Origin of the sequence: Marinomonas flavescens (assembly GCF_004352835.1) — a bacterium.
Classification (GTDB): domain Bacteria; phylum Pseudomonadota; class Gammaproteobacteria; order Pseudomonadales; family Marinomonadaceae; genus Marinomonas; species Marinomonas flavescens.
The window spans coordinates 51,590-67,631 of the sequence record NZ_SJSB01000002.1; the positions used below are offsets into that span (position 1 = coordinate 51,590).

14 protein-coding genes are annotated in these 16,042 nt (G+C 44.8%); 5 read left to right on the forward strand and 9 right to left on the reverse strand.

Annotated features, from left to right (window positions below):
• Nucleotides 1-178: 178 nt before the first annotated feature.
• On the forward strand, nt 179-1,480 hold the full coding sequence (gene dprA, locus E0D70_RS02370) for a DNA-processing protein DprA (protein ID WP_133010677.1): 1,302 nt from the start codon (nt 179-181) through the stop codon (nt 1,478-1,480).
• A 33-nt stretch (nt 1,481-1,513) separates the two neighbouring features.
• Here dprA and E0D70_RS02375 read toward each other — a convergent pair whose 3' ends face one another.
• Complete coding sequence (locus E0D70_RS02375) at nt 1,514-1,933, reverse strand: RNA-binding S4 domain-containing protein (protein ID WP_133010678.1); 420 nt, start codon at nt 1,931-1,933, stop codon at nt 1,514-1,516.
• 48 nt (nt 1,934-1,981) lie between these two features.
• On the opposite strand from E0D70_RS02375, the gene cysQ reads away from it, so the two are divergent.
• Complete coding sequence (cysQ, locus tag E0D70_RS02380; protein ID WP_133010679.1) at nt 1,982-2,836, forward strand: 3'(2'),5'-bisphosphate nucleotidase CysQ; 855 nt, start codon at nt 1,982-1,984, stop codon at nt 2,834-2,836.
• 43 nt (nt 2,837-2,879) lie between these two features.
• Here the strand turns inward: cysQ and E0D70_RS02385 are convergent, their stop codons facing one another.
• On the reverse strand, nt 2,880-3,491 hold the full coding sequence (locus tag E0D70_RS02385) for a TetR/AcrR family transcriptional regulator (RefSeq protein ID WP_133010680.1): 612 nt from the start codon (nt 3,489-3,491) through the stop codon (nt 2,880-2,882).
• Nucleotides 3,492-3,580: 89 nt separating this feature from the next.
• Here E0D70_RS02385 and fabF point away from each other — a divergent pair, with 89 nt between their 5' ends.
• Nucleotides 3,581-4,855, forward strand: coding sequence for a beta-ketoacyl-ACP synthase II (gene fabF, locus E0D70_RS02390; protein WP_133010681.1), 1,275 nt, complete (start codon nt 3,581-3,583; stop codon nt 4,853-4,855).
• A 184-nt stretch (nt 4,856-5,039) separates the two neighbouring features.
• Nucleotides 5,040-5,978: a LysR family transcriptional regulator gene (locus E0D70_RS02395; protein ID WP_133010682.1), complete on the forward strand. Its 939-nt coding sequence runs from the start codon at nt 5,040-5,042 to the stop codon at nt 5,976-5,978.
• Between the two features lie 40 nt (nt 5,979-6,018).
• On the opposite strand, the gene E0D70_RS02400 is transcribed toward E0D70_RS02395, so the two are convergent.
• The 5 genes from E0D70_RS02400 to E0D70_RS02420 form a co-directional block, all read right to left on the reverse strand.
• Nucleotides 6,019-7,407, reverse strand: a complete 1,389-nt coding sequence (locus E0D70_RS02400) for a sulfatase-like hydrolase/transferase (protein ID WP_133010683.1) — start codon at nt 7,405-7,407, stop codon at nt 6,019-6,021.
• Nucleotides 7,394-7,684, reverse strand: a complete 291-nt coding sequence (locus E0D70_RS02405) for a DUF3413 domain-containing protein (protein WP_133010684.1) — start codon at nt 7,682-7,684, stop codon at nt 7,394-7,396. Before E0D70_RS02405 ends, E0D70_RS02400 begins: the two co-directional genes overlap by 14 nt.
• Before the next feature lie 332 nt (nt 7,685-8,016).
• Nucleotides 8,017-9,294 (reverse strand): 4-aminobutyrate--2-oxoglutarate transaminase, encoded by a 1,278-nt coding sequence (gabT, locus tag E0D70_RS02410; protein ID WP_133010685.1) that lies wholly within the window; start codon nt 9,292-9,294, stop codon nt 8,017-8,019.
• Between the two features lie 104 nt (nt 9,295-9,398).
• Nucleotides 9,399-10,862: an NAD-dependent succinate-semialdehyde dehydrogenase gene (locus tag E0D70_RS02415; RefSeq protein WP_133010686.1), complete on the reverse strand. Its 1,464-nt coding sequence runs from the start codon at nt 10,860-10,862 to the stop codon at nt 9,399-9,401.
• Between the two features lie 528 nt (nt 10,863-11,390).
• The gene (locus E0D70_RS02420) at nt 11,391-12,407 is read right to left on the reverse strand and encodes an Ldh family oxidoreductase (RefSeq protein ID WP_133010687.1); all 1,017 of its coding nucleotides are present in this window, start codon (nt 12,405-12,407) and stop codon (nt 11,391-11,393) included.
• Between the two features lie 174 nt (nt 12,408-12,581).
• Here E0D70_RS02420 and E0D70_RS02425 point away from each other — a divergent pair, with 174 nt between their 5' ends.
• Nucleotides 12,582-12,914: a hypothetical protein gene (locus E0D70_RS02425; protein WP_133010688.1), complete on the forward strand. Its 333-nt coding sequence runs from the start codon at nt 12,582-12,584 to the stop codon at nt 12,912-12,914.
• Between the two features lie 45 nt (nt 12,915-12,959).
• On the opposite strand, the gene E0D70_RS02430 is transcribed toward E0D70_RS02425, so the two are convergent.
• Nucleotides 12,960-14,372 (reverse strand): diguanylate cyclase, encoded by a 1,413-nt coding sequence (locus E0D70_RS02430; protein ID WP_240536942.1) that lies wholly within the window; start codon nt 14,370-14,372, stop codon nt 12,960-12,962.
• A gap of 239 nt (nt 14,373-14,611) precedes the next feature.
• Entirely contained in the window at nt 14,612-16,012 is a 1,401-nt protein-coding gene (gene lpdA, locus E0D70_RS02435) for a dihydrolipoyl dehydrogenase (protein ID WP_133010689.1), read from the reverse strand.
• Nucleotides 16,013-16,042: the final 30 nt, after the last annotated feature.

A 16,042-nucleotide genomic window follows, 5' to 3' on the forward strand; every position in this document is an offset into this window, starting at 1 on the left:
CAAGATGGGCATTGCTGAGATGCCGGTTTTTTAAGCAATTCTAATAAATCGGCTTAATAGTATTAACCTATCCTAGACTTTTCATGGTGAAAGTGGGATTTTTAAATGAGACCAAGGAATGGTCTGTTTCCAAATTATTGTTATATCTATTTTATTGAATGGCAAGGATGCACACAATATGACAACTTCTTCGCGTTTGATCGGTGGGCTCAGTCAAGAGAATTGGCTGTGTTTGAGTTTTTTGACGGGTATAGGTCCTTCCCGACTTTCTCGTCTGTTTACTTATTTTGATCAGTTAGATCAGTCCCACGAGTGGGATTTATTTTCTGATGAACAGACCGTTGATGATTTACCCGATACCATTGTCTATGAGCTGCTAAGGCAATTGAAATGGCCTGAGGTGACAGCTCGTGAAGCGATGGCGTATCTAGATCATGGCACTTTATCTGAAGAACAAACTCAAAAAAAACAAGTCAGTTTAGAATGGCTTGAAGCCGATGCTCATCACCTCTTACTGCAAAGTAACCCTGCTTATCCTAGCGATTTAAAAGAGATAGCTGTAGCGCCCGCATTCCTTTATGTCGATGGTGACTTAACCAGTTTTTCCTATCCCAAATTAGGCATTGTCGGCGCGCGGCATTGTACTGGGTATGGACGTGAAGCGACTCGACAATTAGCGAGCCAGTTATCGCACCGGGGCATTGCTATTGTCAGTGGTGGTGCAAGAGGTATTGATACTGCCGCTCACCAAGGTGCTTTAGAGGCACAATCAACACCCACTATTGCCGTAATGGGAACGGGTTTACTAAACCACTACCCAAAACAAAATAAGGCATTATTTCAAGATATTTTATCGCATGGCGGATGCTTGGTTAGTGAATACCCTTTGATGACAGATGTTCGTCCTCATCTTTTTCCACCTAGAAATAGAATTATTAGTGGTCTGAGTTTAGGTATTCTTGTTACTGAAGCATCACCAAAAAGTGGATCTTTGATCAGTGCAAATTATGCGGTGCAACAGAACCGTGATGTTTTTGCTTTACCTGGTCGAGTTAAAGATATTCAGGCCGAAGGTTGCCATCAGTTGATACGCCAAGGAGCGATACTAGTTCGTCACGTGGAAGATATTTTGGAGGAAATCCTACCCTACTCTAACGAGGAAACTGGCAATAACAAGAAGGCTTTAATGGTTAAAAAGAAGGCAAATGTTTCACGGGAAACATCTATAAAACAACCAAGTTCTAATAAAGAGGTCGTGGAGTCTTTGATCGAAGAGCCTAAAATGAACCCCCTTCCTTTGCATTTATCCGCAAGTGCTCGTGCCATAGTGAAGGTGCTAGAGGTTGAAGCGCAGGCTATGGATTTCGATTCACTTATACGACACACTCAGATAAACGCCGCTTCAATGATGCAAGCGCTTATGGAGCTGGAACTAAGTCAATGCATCGAAAATAAAAACGGTGCTTACATGCGGTGCTGAAAAGCCTGTAATATATGATGTCTATTGAATGGGCTACTCTGTACCACTAAACATGTCTTTTTTGAGTTGTTTAATGTCTCGGCGTTCTTTCTTGTTCGGCTTATGGTCGGACATAATACGACCACCAAAGGATTTGTGTTCGAGAGCTTTCTTTTCGCGTTTCTCAATAGACTCTGATGTTTCTTCGTACAAGAGTTGTGCTTCTGGTGCTCCGCGGCGTTGTCCGCTGATTGTTTTGATCTCGATGGTTTTTTCATCCCAACCAAGACGTAAGCCAATAAGCGCTCCCACTTCTACGTTACGACTGGCTTTGCCCTTACTACCGTTGTAAGAAACCTTGCCGCCGTCTATCGCATCTTTGCAAAGAGAGCGAGTTTTAAAAAATCGTGCGGCCCAAAGCCATTTATCTAGACGTACTGCTTGTGATGCTGGTTGTTTTTCTGCTTTACTCATAAGTTACGTATTAACCCAATTTTGATTATTGTCATGTTCGAGGCTGTTATGCGGGATGTAAATCATCACCCTATTTTCCAAGCGTTACAAAAAATAATACACGATGCTGCTGATGTGATCATGGAAATTTATCAGCGTGCTGATTTAGGCATTGAGCAGAAATCAGACCATAGTCCGGTAACGGCGGCTGATATTGCAGCACATCAAACCATCTTAGCGGGTTTATATGCCATGGCGCCAGAGGTGCCCGTTTTATCAGAAGAAGGCGTGGTCCCTTTTGAAGAGCGCTCTCAATGGCCACTATTATGGATAGTTGATCCTTTAGATGGCACTAAAGAATTTATTAAACGCAATGGTGAATTCAGTATTAATATTGCGTTGGTTGAAAATGGCGTGCCAATCATTGGCATGGTCTATTTACCAACGACATCTGAAGGTTACTTTGGCGTTACTAAAAGTTGGCGAGGGTTGCCTCTTGGGGCGGTTAAATGGCATGGCAAGGATATTGAGCCTATTAGTGTCCGTAAACCTAATACGCCATTAATAGCAATGACGAGTCGTAGCCATGGTCCCTCTCTTCCTGTTGCATTAAAACAAGATTTGAAAAACATCTATGAATCGGTACGTGAAATTCCCAAAGGGAGCTCTATCAAGGCATGTCGTATTGCCGAGGGTGTTGCAGATTTACATCTACGCCGTGGGCCAACGAGTGAATGGGATACCGCAGCACAACAAGCGATAGTCGAAGCCGCCGGAGGTATGTTGGTATCGTCAAAAGGCAAACCATTTAAATATAACCAAAGAGAGTCACTGCTTAATGGCCATTTCTTCGTATCAGGGCCAGAAATTGCACCTAATGTGTTGGCTTGGTATCAGAAAAGAAATTCTGATGAAGAAGAGTAATCACTCGATTACTCTTCTAGTTGGCGTTAATCAGATTTAGTTTTTAACATTTATCTGAGACAATTTTAGTGTCTTGAATTGCCAAATTGATTCTATTAAAAATGCGTGATTGGGCGCGTTTTAAAAAATCTCTTTGTAATGGCTGAGTGATGGAACGAGCAATGGCGACTGTTCCTACTAACGAGACAACGGTTTCTTCCGCAAGGTCTTTTACATCACCTGTACTGCCTTGTTTTTTAAGAATGATCGTTAGCCTATCTACCAGACTATCAAAGCATGCTTGGTAGGCCTTGCGAACCTTTTCTTCTTTGTGTGCTGCATCAGTGACCAAAAACTCTAATGGGGATGGAGAGTCACCGCTATTTCTTGTCCAGCTAAGATAGCGAGTGAGGAGTGCTTTAATATGAGTCTCTTTATTCTCCGATTGCTTCTCTCTGCGTGCCCAAAATGAATGGGAGGCAGCAAGTTGCAATGCGGCTTCATATAGACTGCTTTTACCCGAGAAATGAGCATAAAAAGCCCCATGGGTCATGTTGGCCTTTTTCATGATTTGATCTAGCGTAACGCGGTCAAATCCATAGGTACAAAATAACTTAGCGGCCGTTTGCAAAATTCGCTGACGGGTTTGTTCTTTGTGTTTTAGCGTGTAAGGCATATTTAGTCTCCTAAATATTATCTTGATCATATATAGCGCTACTTTATCATGTCATGTTTCCTTGAGTCGAAAGTAAAAGAGGTTTTCTTATGTCAATCAAGCAAAGAATTGTTATCACAGGCATGGGCTTGGTATCTCCTTTAGGCTTGGGAGTGAATGCTGTCTGGGATCGCATTACCAAAGGCGAATCTGGTATTCGCCGCTTGGCTCTAGATGGTTCTGAGCCATTAGCAACTCAAATAGCAGGACAAGTACCGAGCCATACCGAGCAAGAAAATGGTCTGAATGAAGCAGACTATATGACGCCAAAAGAGCGTAAACGCATCGATTTATTTACCTTGTTTGCGTTGGCCGCCGCCGACGAAGCGCTGACGCAAGCAAATTGGTTCCCAACGTCGGAGGAAGACAAAGAAGCGACCGCGACCATTATTGGCACTGGCATCGGTGGTTTGCCAGCACTAACAAATGCTCAAAAAATATTGGACGCGCAAGGTCCAAGGCGCTTGTCGCCATTTACGGTGCCCTCTTTTTTAGCCAATTTAGCGGCCGGGAATGTCTCAATCAAATACGGTTTCAAAGGCCCTTTAGGCACGCCAGTGACAGCCTGTGCTGCGGGTGTTCAGGCGATTGGCGATGCCGTTCGTATGTTGTTGACCGGTGAAGCAAAAGTGGCGTTAGCAGGTGGTACAGAAGCCTGCATCGATCCATTGTCATTGGCTGGCTTTGGTGCGTTGAAAGCTTTGTCTACACTGAATGAAGCGCCAGAGCACGCATCGCGACCGTTCAGTAAGGACCGTGATGGCTTTGTTATGGGTGAAGGTTCTGGTCTATTGGTGATTGAAACCTTGGAGCACGCGTTAGAGCGTGGTGCCATACCACTTGTCGAAATTGTCGGTTACGGCACCAGTGGCGATGCTTACCATTTAACGTCTGGCCCTGAAAGTGGCGAAGGCGCCGCGCGTGCAGTGAAGCAAGCGCTGAAAATGGCGAATCTGGAGCCAAGTAAAATAGGCTACGTGAACGCCCACGCTACCTCGACGCCTGTGGGCGACCGTGGTGAAATTAACGCCCTACGCAGTATTTTTGGTGAAGGCATTAAAGACGTCGCAATCTCATCGACTAAATCGGCAACAGGTCACTTATTAGGTGCTGCTGGCGGGATTGAAAGTATCTTCAGTGCGCAAGCTATCTTGACCTCTACTCTTCCGCCCACCTTGAACTTGCACGAGCCAGACGAAGGTATGGAAGACTTAGACCTAGTGCCACTAGTGGCGCGTAAAAAAGACGTGGAATATGTACTTTCAAACGGCTTTGGATTTGGTGGTGTCAACGCAGCATTGATTCTGAAACGCTATAAAGCATAAATTATAAAGTAAGTGTGTACTCACTTATTGTATATATTAATTGATCAAAGGCGACTCATTGAGTCGCCTTTTTTGTGTTCATACATCAGAGTAGAAAAGTAAAGGCGGATAACGCTCGCCTTCTTTTAAGCGGTATAAGAGAATACTTGGCACAGATGAATATAAAGCAGAGGAATGAGTTGCCATGAGCGCAAAAAATTACTCATTGGGTCAAGTCGGCGATTATGAGATAAAGCAATTAAAGGTGTTTAAAACTGTGGTGGATTGCGGTGGTTTTTCGGCGGCAGAAACAGCGTTGAACATCGGTCGCTCAACCATCAGTTTGCATATATCCAACCTAGAATCGCGTCTAAACTTGGTGCTTTGTAAGCGTGGACGTGGCGGCTTTTCTTTGACTGAAGAAGGCGTTGTGATTTATCAAATGACAGAGAATTTATTAGATTCTTTGGATGCTTTTCGAACCACGGTGAACAATCTTAATGCCAGTCTGACTGGGAAATTAAGAATCGCTTTATCTGATAAGGTTAGTTTGGACCCTCGTAGCCATTTTCCAGAACTGATTGAACGTTTTTCTAATGAAGCCCCAGAAGTCTCTATCACGACCAATGTGGCGTCTATGTCGAATATCGAACGTATGATACTCAATGATGAGGCTGATATAGGCTTTATTCCCTACCATCGTAAGCTAGAAGGCTTGGATTATATCCATCTTTATCGTGATGTTTGTTATTTGTATTGTGGCAGTGATCACCTATTAGCGAGCATGTCAGAGGCAGAGCAAGACAGCACAGCGGATCTCTATCCGGCGACTCACGCAGGATTGAAACCCCATGAAGCGATCAGTAATCAGATTGCGAGGATGAATATGACCGCCGTGTCTTACTTCTACGACAGTCGTCTTGCGCTGATTTTGTCTGGTAAATACATTGGTTTTTTACCTGACTTGTACGCCCAGCCTTATGTTGAACAAGGCAAGATAGTAAAAGTAGCGCCACAACATCGTTCTTATACGTTAGGCGTAGCGGTCATCTGCAAAAAGTCATCTCAACCTAATAAACCACAAGAACTGTTTCTTAACCTTCTTACACAAGCCTTTCAAGAGTTAAACGCCGCGCCTTATTAACTAAGACGCGGCGTATTACTTTATTTCGGCTGCGTCGGGGTTATTTGTAGAATCGGCTCAGTTCGTCCATTGCTTCTGCCATATGGCTGTAATTCAACTCAGGTTTTTCTACTTTGTTCATATGCATGTCATAGACCTGCAGTTTGCTGTTGTAATCCGAAAGAATGATTTGGTTGTTATCGATGATAGCGAAATTATGATAACTGCTTACTAATCGCCACGGCTTTGGCTGCACGTCGATTAGATCTCCTCCTATTGAGTAATCGCGCTCATCGTTTGTTACCCCTAGGGCATATTTAAGCAAGGTTGGAGCGAGTCCAAAGTGCGTAGTGGTCTTTTCAACGATTTTGGCCGGTTTGTTTGGCCAATACATAATGAAAGGAACGTGCGTTTGCGCCGCAGTAAAGTTACTTGAGTGGCCCCAAAAGTTGTGTTTGTTGTCGTTAAACTCTTGTCCATGATCGCCAGTGAAAACCACAATAGTATTGTCTAATAGACCACGCTTTTTAAGGTCAGCCATAACTTTTCCTACCAGAAGATCGTCTTGGTACACGGCGTTACGGTAACGGTTATGATACGGCGTTGGGTCGGTGTTATTAGTCAGTGTTAGGTAGTCCATGTCTTCGTCTGGCTGGAAAGGCATAGGCTGACTTTTATCGACGGAATAACCATGTGGCGCATCGTAGAAAATAAAACTGAAGAACGGTGTGTTTGGCTTGTTTGTTTGATGCTGCTGCATCCAATTAAGGTAATCTTGAGTCGTGTTTGTATCACGAGAAATTGGAGAATTCCCTGTTGAGTAAAGGCGCAAATTATCTACGTTACGAAACACGGTTTCGTTGAAAGCGGGGCTAGTTAAGCCGGCGCTACCAAAAATACCAAAGTCATAGCCTTGCTCTTTCATAACGTCCATCAACACGGGGGATTTCTTGTTTCCCAGCATGGCGTTCCAATATTTACCGGGTAGACCATAGAAAAGCGAGAAAATCCCAGTTTGGGTCGCATTACCGCCGCTGTAATGGTTTTCGTACACGGTGGATTGTTGTGCCATGGCCCACATATTTGGTGTATTACGTGCGTTCATATCATCGCTGCGCCAGCAATCTAGAGCAATGATAAGAATGTTCATCGGCTGTATTGGTGGTGTAATCGCTAGCGGTCTCAATGGGTAGCTAATGGTTGATTGATTGTGCTTCAGTTTGATCGCTGCGTTGGCTTTTTGCGCCTCGTGATTGATCCAGCCGTGTCGTGCCATAAAGCCATTGGCTGTGGCAGGGTAAAAAATAGGTAAGCCTGCATCGTAACGAGTCAAACTTTGTAGATTCTGTGCAGAGGCCCAAATATGAATAAAATTGGCAATCAAATACAAAAAGATAATGCCCGCCATGGTTCTTTTCGCTGGAACCGGCTTGTTATTATGACGCCACAATAAAAATGGACGCCAGCGTAATTAACGTCCGGGCAAGCCATTGGTTGGGAATGACAAGACTAATAGGCAGCGCTATTAACAGCCAAGCGGCAATGGCAAGAAAGCCAAAGTGCCCTACATAAGCAGACAGAAAATAACTGTACCCTAATAGGTCGGTAGGTAAGGGAACATTGGTGTAGTAACGGGTTCCAATCGCATAAATAATCAGCAGCACAACGCTGCTCATTTTTAGGCTCCAGCGTAATGTTTTTTTAGGTTGGTAATCGATAGCCGTCATATAAATGCCATTCTTAGGTGATTTTCCGGCAAATCATAACATAGATAAAAGACACAAACTTCTGAATAAGTATGCATAAAAGTGTCGTTCTGTACGGTATGTTCTCATATCGACGCCGAAAACAGTTAAGCGTTTGATTGGGTTTTTATAGAAGGAACGAATAGAAAGCACGAAACGGCGCTGAAAATGCAGCGTACTGATTTGTTGTATGCTTTTTAAGCATAAAAAAACCGCCGTGCTATGGGGCACGGCGGCAAAAGGGAGGTAATTGCATTGCTTTAAACTAAGCCTGTTAAGTGGCTTATCATGTGGGTAGTCACTCGATATTTTGTTTAAGCAAGTTCAGCAAAGCAACGTTTAAAGATCGCCATGCCTTCTTCAATAATGTCAGTTTCGATGGTCAGTGCTGGCAAGAAACGAATGACGTTGCCACGAATACCACAAGACAGTAACACCAAACCATTTTCAGCGGCTTTAGCAGATAGCTTCTTGGCCATCTCTGGATAAGGTTTATTCACATCTCCATCGTGTACAAATTCGACAGCGATCATGGCTCCAGCATTACGAATATCGCCAATAATGTGTGGGTATTCCGCTTGAAGACCTTGTAAATGCTCTACAAATTGATTGCCTATTTGTGTTGCTCGAGTGCACAGCTGTGCTTCTTCGATGATATCAAAAACAGCCAAAGCAGCGGCACAGCCGACAGGAGAACCACCATAAGTACCTCCTAAACCTCCAGGAATTGGCGCATCCATTATGTCTGCTTTACCAACAACCGCGGCGAGAGGGTAGCCTCCAGCAATACCTTTTGCTGTTGTCATCAGATCCGCTTCGATGCCTGCTTGCTCGTGGCAGAACATAGTCCCAGTTCGTGCAAAACCAGACTGTATTTCATCTAGAATTAATAATATGCCATGTTTATCACACAGTTTACGAAGCGTTTGTAAGAAGCTTGCAGACGCTTGGTAGAAACCACCCTCACCCTGCACTGGCTCGATGATGATGGCAGCAACACGGGCAGGCTCAATATCACAAAGAAAGCGTTCTTCTAGGTCAGTAAGTGCTTGCTCTTCAGTGATTCCAAGGTAGTCATTTGGATAAGGAATATGATAAATATCGCTTGGAAAAGGTCCAAAGCCAATTTTATATGGATTCACTTTTCCTGTTAGACCCATGGTCATATTAGTACGACCATGAAAGCCACCATTAAACGCAATCACACCAGGACGTCCCGTGTAAGCGCGAGCGATTTTCACGCAGTTCTCTACCGCTTCTGCACCAGTAGTGACAAACATGGACTTTTTCGGTGTATCACCAGGAGCCACTGCATTTAACTTTTCAGCCAAAATCACAGCTGACTCATAAGGCGTAATTGTTAAGCAGGTGTGAGTGAAGCGTTCAAGCTGTGCTTGCACCGCCGCTTTTACTTTAGGATGGTTATGACCTGTGTTGACGACGGCAATACCGGCACCAAAATCAATATGGCGCTTGCCTTCAACATCCCAAATTTCCGAATTTAGAGCATGGTCAATATAAATAGGAGCCATGTTGCCTTGACCACGAGCGATCGCACTGTCTTTGCGTTTTTGTAAATCTGCGTTGTTCATTTTAACTTTCACCTTTTAGAGTATGCTCAATAATCGAAACGCGGCGTGTGATACGCGGCCTCTACTTATTAAATAGGATAAATTAGTGGTACTAATGGAATGGCTTAAGCCAAACCGCCCATGCACATGTATTTAATTTCAACGTATTCATCGATACCGTATGAAGAACCTTCACGACCACTACCAGACTCTTTTACACCACCAAATGGCGCAACTTCAGTGGAAATAAGACCTTCATTAATACCGACCATGCCGTATTCCAAGGCTTCAGAAACACGCCAAATACGCGCGATATTTTGGGAATAGAAGTACGAAGCCAAACCAAAAGGGGTATTGTTTGCCATAGCAACGGCTTCTTCTTCCGTTTTAAACTTAAATAATGGCGCAACCGGACCAAAAATCTCATTAGAGAAAATGTCCATCTTGTCAGTGACGCCGGTCAAAATGGTTGGCTCAAAAAAGCGTTCGCCGACGCTGGATTTAGCCCCACCAATAATCGCCTTCGCCCCTTTTTCGATCGCATCGTTGACGAGTGTTTCGACTTTTCCGATGGCCGCATTATTGATTAATGGGCCGATAGCTACGCCCTCTGAAAAGCCATCTCCTGTTTTGAACTCCGCCACTCGCTTCGCTAATTTCTCAGCAAAGGCATCGTAAACACCTTCTTGGATCAATAAGCGGTTTGCACATACACAGGTTTGACCTGCATTACGGTATTTAGAAGCAATCGCCCCTTCTACTGCTGCGTCTAGATCAGCGTCATCGAAAACGATAAAAGGTGCGTTGCCACCGAGTTCCATCGACGTGCGTTTTACCGTTTGTGCGCATTGAGAAAGCAGTAACTTCCCTACTGGTGTTGAGCCTGTAAAAGACAATTTACGCACCGTAGGATGACCTGTTAGGACGCCACCAATGGCTTTCGCATCGGTACCCACAACAACGTTTAGCACACCGGCTGGAATGCCTGCTTGATGCGCAAGTTCCGCTAAAGCAAGCGCGGATAAAGGCGTTTCATCAGACGGTTTGATGATGATCGCACAACCCGCAGCCAAGGCTGGCCCTGCTTTACGAGTGATCATTGCTATTGGAAAGTTCCACGGCGTAATCGCCGCAACCACACCAATAGGTTGTTTGATAGTCAATACGCGTTTGTCTTTGGCAAAGGTAGGAATAGTATCGCCATTTAGACGACGGGCTTCGTCGGCGAACCAGTCAATGAAGGACGCGCCGTACAATACTTCGCCTTTTGCTTCTGCAAAGGGCTTACCTTGTTCTAATGTCATGAGCGTGGCGAGGTCGTCTTGATTGTCTAGAATCAGTTGATTCCAACGGCGCATTAATGTCGCTCTTTCTTTAGCCGTACGAGCTTGCCATTCTTTTTGAGCCACGGCAGCGACTTCAACCGCTTGCGTTGTCTCTTGCGCGCCCAAATCTTGCACATCAATCAGGTGTTCGCCATTTGATGGATTGGTAATTGCAAAGGTCTTACCTGATGCCGAAGACACCCATTCGCCACCAATATAAGACTGGCTTTTAAGAAGAGTTGGCTGTGTTAACTGTACTGACATAAATGACTCCAAACTCGCTGCGGAGAATTGTTGTAAAGTGCCGTTAAGGTAGTAATAACCGCGTTCTTTGATAGTAGATAAAGCGCTGGAATAGAAAAATGAAAAGCTATCAACGCAATGTTTGAAGTTTCTCAAACATTGTGATCAAAAAACAATCAAACATAAGTGGTCTTCTTTGTTTTTGATGACTTTTTACTAAAAGTATCCGTTCAAAGCCCAATACTACAAAAGTGGTTGTAGACGTATCTTTCTGGTTTTAATGTGAATCAACTGGTTTATATCGTCGCCAAATATCGCGAGGAATCTGATGAAAACAACAATGATGGATAAAATTCTGGAGAGGATTAATTGAATAATAGGTCTGCTTTGTAGACCTTAGTGAGTAGGTTTTGAATTGACTCACTAAGGTGCAATAGCCGTGGTTGCTGGTAAAGTACGCTTACCTTTAGAAAAGACTAAACCCTCAGCATGAGGACTTCTTGCCAGACATGGGTTTTAGTTTTGATGATTAAGTGATTGTTACTTAATCTAATTCTTAAGTTTTAAAAGATCATTATAAAGTGTTTTTGGAATGTCTACGGCATTTCTAGCTAGGTTCCGCTCACGTGCTTGATAGCGACGTTGTGATGGTAGACGAGCACCTTGTTCAATAATATCGGCAAACAAACGCTCCGCTCTATCATTGTTGGCTGGGACATTACCGCCGCTTAATAGATTAGGGTCAAAAGCGATAATAATTTCTCCATGATACGGCGCCTCAGGTTGTCCGTTAGCGGCTTCCATGCTCTCTTTACTGGTTAAATCATCAATTAAAGGGCCGGCGAGCAGCTCGATCATAATCGACAACGCCGAGCCTTTATAATCCCCAAACGTCAGCATGGAGCCATCCATCGCGGCTTGTGCGTCTGTGGTTGGATTACCGTCTTTATCAATCGCTACGCCCTCAGGAAGTGGTTTTCCAGCTCGGCGATAAAGTTCTATTTCACCGCGTGCGAATTGGCTGGTGGCAAAATCAAACGTAAATGGATTCGTTCCTTGGCGCGGCCAACTAAAGGCCAGCGGATTGGTGCCAAGCGTACCGCGTTTTCCGCCTGCGGGTGCGACCCATGCATGGCTAGGTACCATCGCCAAACCGGCTAACCCAACGGCTGACAGTTTCTCGACTTCAGGCCATAAGGCAGAGAAGTGGAAGCAATGGTTAATCGCCAACGCCGCAATCCCATTCTTTTTCGCTTTTTCAATCAATAATGGCAAGGCGGCATCCAGCGCCAATAATGAAATACCACCGTTTGCATCAGCTTTTACGACAGATGGCGCGGCATCCACGATCGTTGGTTTGGCCGAGCCACTAATACGGCCGATTTTCATACTTTGGGTACACATGAGAAGACGAAATAGGCCATGAGAATGACAGTCGTCTTGCTGGCAAGCCGCGATGACATCGGTAATAGACTTAGCGTGATCGTCACTGAAACCGTTGTCCATTAGAATGCTTTCGCTTAGTTCACGTACTTCTGCCAAGCTCAGAGTGATGGTATCGCTCATGCCTTTCTCCATTAATGATGAATGTTTATTGAATGGCGCTTATTATTAAAAATCCATTTATCGTTTTCTTGCAAGATAGCAGATTACGACTGACACGGGTAATCGTTAGAATGGCTAGTATTAATATTTTGTGATTAGGGTGGAGCGGTGTCTTTTTCTTACTTAGAACAATTTATGCGGCAGTGGAAAGTACATTTAAAGCAACAGCTTGAAGGTTTCGGGTTGAGTTATGTCGAAGTAGAAGGTGATGATCAGCTGGATATTAAAGCGAATTCGTTGACTTATTTTGCTTGTTTACGGACGACCTCTCAATCCATCTTTAACATGGATGAATCACGGGATGAGCTTGCTTGGGTCATGCTTGAGAAGCAGTTAAAGGCGCTGGCGAAGAAGGCCGAGATCGGCACGTCTAGCCTTGTTTCTAAGTTGCATATTGAAGCGCCCCAAATCCTGATCCGTCTGAATTTTAGTTACGATAACGAGCAGCATATTATCTATGTGAGCTAGCATCAAAGAGCGAGTAGAGGCTGGTGAGAAGGCTAAGAAACGTCTCTAGCAGTCATTGAACGTACAGACGCGATTTCGGCCGGTCTGTTTGGCTTTGTAAAGCGCAGTGTCGGCTTCTCGGAGCAATTCATCAATATAACAATGCATCCCGCAGCTGAAAGTCACTCCAAGAGACACCGTGTAATAAATCGTTTGTTTATCATGGCTGGTTAAGCCGTCTGCCGCGAGTGACTCGCGTAGAGATTCTGCAACTTCTAGGGTGGTTGCTCGGTCGGTATCGGGTAATAAAATAGCGAATTCTTCACCACCAATACGCCCTAATACCGCACTCTCTGGCAGGTTAACAAGGCTGTTTCGAGCCAGATGCTGTAATACTAGATCGCCGTGGTCATGACCATGAATGTCGTTTATTTTTTTAAAGTGATCGACGTCCATCATCAAAAGCGCACAATTTTCTTTTAACGCCGAGGCTTGTTGTAGCATTGAGCTACTGAGCTCAAAAAAGGAGCGGCGATTGGCGAGGCCGGTTAAATAATCAAAATACGCCCGGTGTTCCAGCTCTTGGTGCGCGTTGTGGTTTTCTATGGCAATGCTTGCCAAGTTACTGGCGAACTGAATTTGTTCAATGTCTTTTAATCTTGGTGTGGGCGACGGACTGTTATAAATGGCAAAGGTGCCAAGTAATAAGCCATCTGAAGAAAAAATAGGCTCCGACCAGCAGGAGTTTAGCTCTGCCGCCCGCGCAAGATCGGTAAACTTGTGCCAATTCAAATGCGTGCTAATGTCTTCAACAATGATGCGTTGTTCATGGTAAGCCGCGGCACCACAAGAGCCAATGGCAGGGCCTATTTTAATACCATTGATCGCTTGGCTGTAAAATCCAGGGAGGTCTGGCGCCGCCCCTAATGACAGGCATTGTCCTTGTTTGTCGAATAATAAAACGCTGCACAGCGACGGTGGACTTTCTCTTTGTACTTGTTGGACTATGACGGTGAGGACATCTTTAAGGGACGAGCTTTTGGCCACCATTTCGAGCATATTACTGCGTACTTTTAAGCGTTGTTCAATGACTAAGTGATCCGTGATGTCCTGTACATAAAAAACCTTTTTTCCTTCGAACAAGGTTAATGACAAGCTAACCTGTCGAACTCGGTTATTTTTGTCGCGTAGACTTGTTTCTATGCGGGTAGCAGGTCTATTCGATGCGTTATCAAGCGCGATTTGCGCTAACCATGGTTGCAGGATGTGTTCTTTTGCATGGGGAAGAGAAAAGGACTTGGTGTACCAGCTATTAATGTCTGGAATATCCGTTTTTGTATAGCCGAACGATTGGCGAAAAGCGTCATTGAGTAGCAGGGTTTGGTTTGAGTCAGTATCGAAGACCGCGATTGCCACAGGCGCACCTTCTAACAAGCTTTCTAACTGCGCTACCTGATTATTCTCTGCTATTTTCATCATGCCATGTTCCCCGTAAATCCTGCCCAATTGATGATCCTCGCCTTGTATTGTTTAGCTGAGGGATTGATTGGAGCAATCTAATTGCATATTAAATATACAACAAACGATAGGCTGAGGTATTGAGTATTGCGTTTTTAGATGCCGCTTATTGTCATAAAATTGTAAGCGGAGGCGTTTTTGTGAAGGCTGAGACAAAAACGAACCCATGAAAATACTCGATGGGTTCGTTGCAAAAGAAATTAACGACGTTTCTTATTTGGCAAGTCAGTAATAGTCCCCGCCCCTAACTCAGCGGCTAAACCAACACTTTCGTGTAAGCTTGGGTGAGCGTGGATGGTTAAGGCTATGTCTTCTAATGTAGCGCCAAATTCGATCGCCAAGGTTAATTCACCCAATAGCTCACCAGCATGAGAGCCAACAATACCAGCACCGAGAACGCGTTGGCTGTCTTCATCATAAATCAGCTTGGTTTTACCTTGGGTTACGCCAGAGGCAATAGCTCGACCGCTTGCAGTCCATGGAAAAACGGCTGATTTAACCGCAATTTTTTGCTTTTTCGCTTCTGTTTCCGTTAAACCCACCCAAGCGACTTCTGGGAAAGTATACGCAATGGAAGGGATGGCAAGCGGCTGGAAATCGACTTTATGCCCAGCAATCACTTCAGCGGCAACATGACCTTGATGCGACGCTTTATGCGCAAGCATAGGGCCATGAGTGACATCGCCAATGGCAAAAATATTTGCCACAGAGGTTTTACATTGAGTATCCGTTAGCACAAAACCGCGCTCGTCTAGCTCAACACCGATTTCTGGAATACCAGCTTTGCGACCATTAGGAGAACGGCCTACCGCCACAAGCACGGCATCCACGGCGAGGTTACGAGCGCCGTCTTTGTCTTGCAAGGTGATGTTCAGCGCTTCAGGCGTTGCTTCAATATTGGTTACTTGAGTTTGTGTCAAAAACGTCATGCGATCTTTGTTGGCTTGCTCAAAAACACGTACTAGGTCTTTATCTGCCCCAGTCATGATCTGATCACCTAACTCTGCGACGGTGATTTTTGCACCGAGAGATTGGTAGACAGTGGCCATTTCCAAGCCAATGATACCGCCGCCCAGTACCAATAAATGTTCAGGAATGCGTTCTAATTGCAACGCGCTGGTGGCGTCTAAAATACGTGGGTCATCGTAAGGTACGAAAGGCAAGCGAATGGCGCGAGAGCCAACTGCAATAATGGCGTTTTCGAATTCAACTTTCTCGTCTTTGCCATCTTTACTAACGACGATGGAATGCGTTGAGTCAAATACCCCTTCCCCTTGAAGCACCGCTACTTTTCGGCCTTTTGCCATAAGCGCCAAGTTTCCGGTGAGTGTATCGACCGTGGATTGGCGGTGATGACGAACGGCCTCTAAATCGATTTTTGGTTTAGGGTATTCAACTCCGTGGCTTGGCTCGTCAGCGATGCGGATTTTACCGGCAATGTGCAACAGCGCCTTTGATGGGATACAACCAACGTTCAAACAAACGCCACCAATTCGATCATGACGCTCGACCATTGCAACAGACAGTCCAAGATCAGCTGCACGAAAGGCGGCAGCATAACCACCAGGACCACTACCTAGAACCAAAAGATCGTATTTCATTACATGTCCCCTATGGGTTGAGGGTAAAAA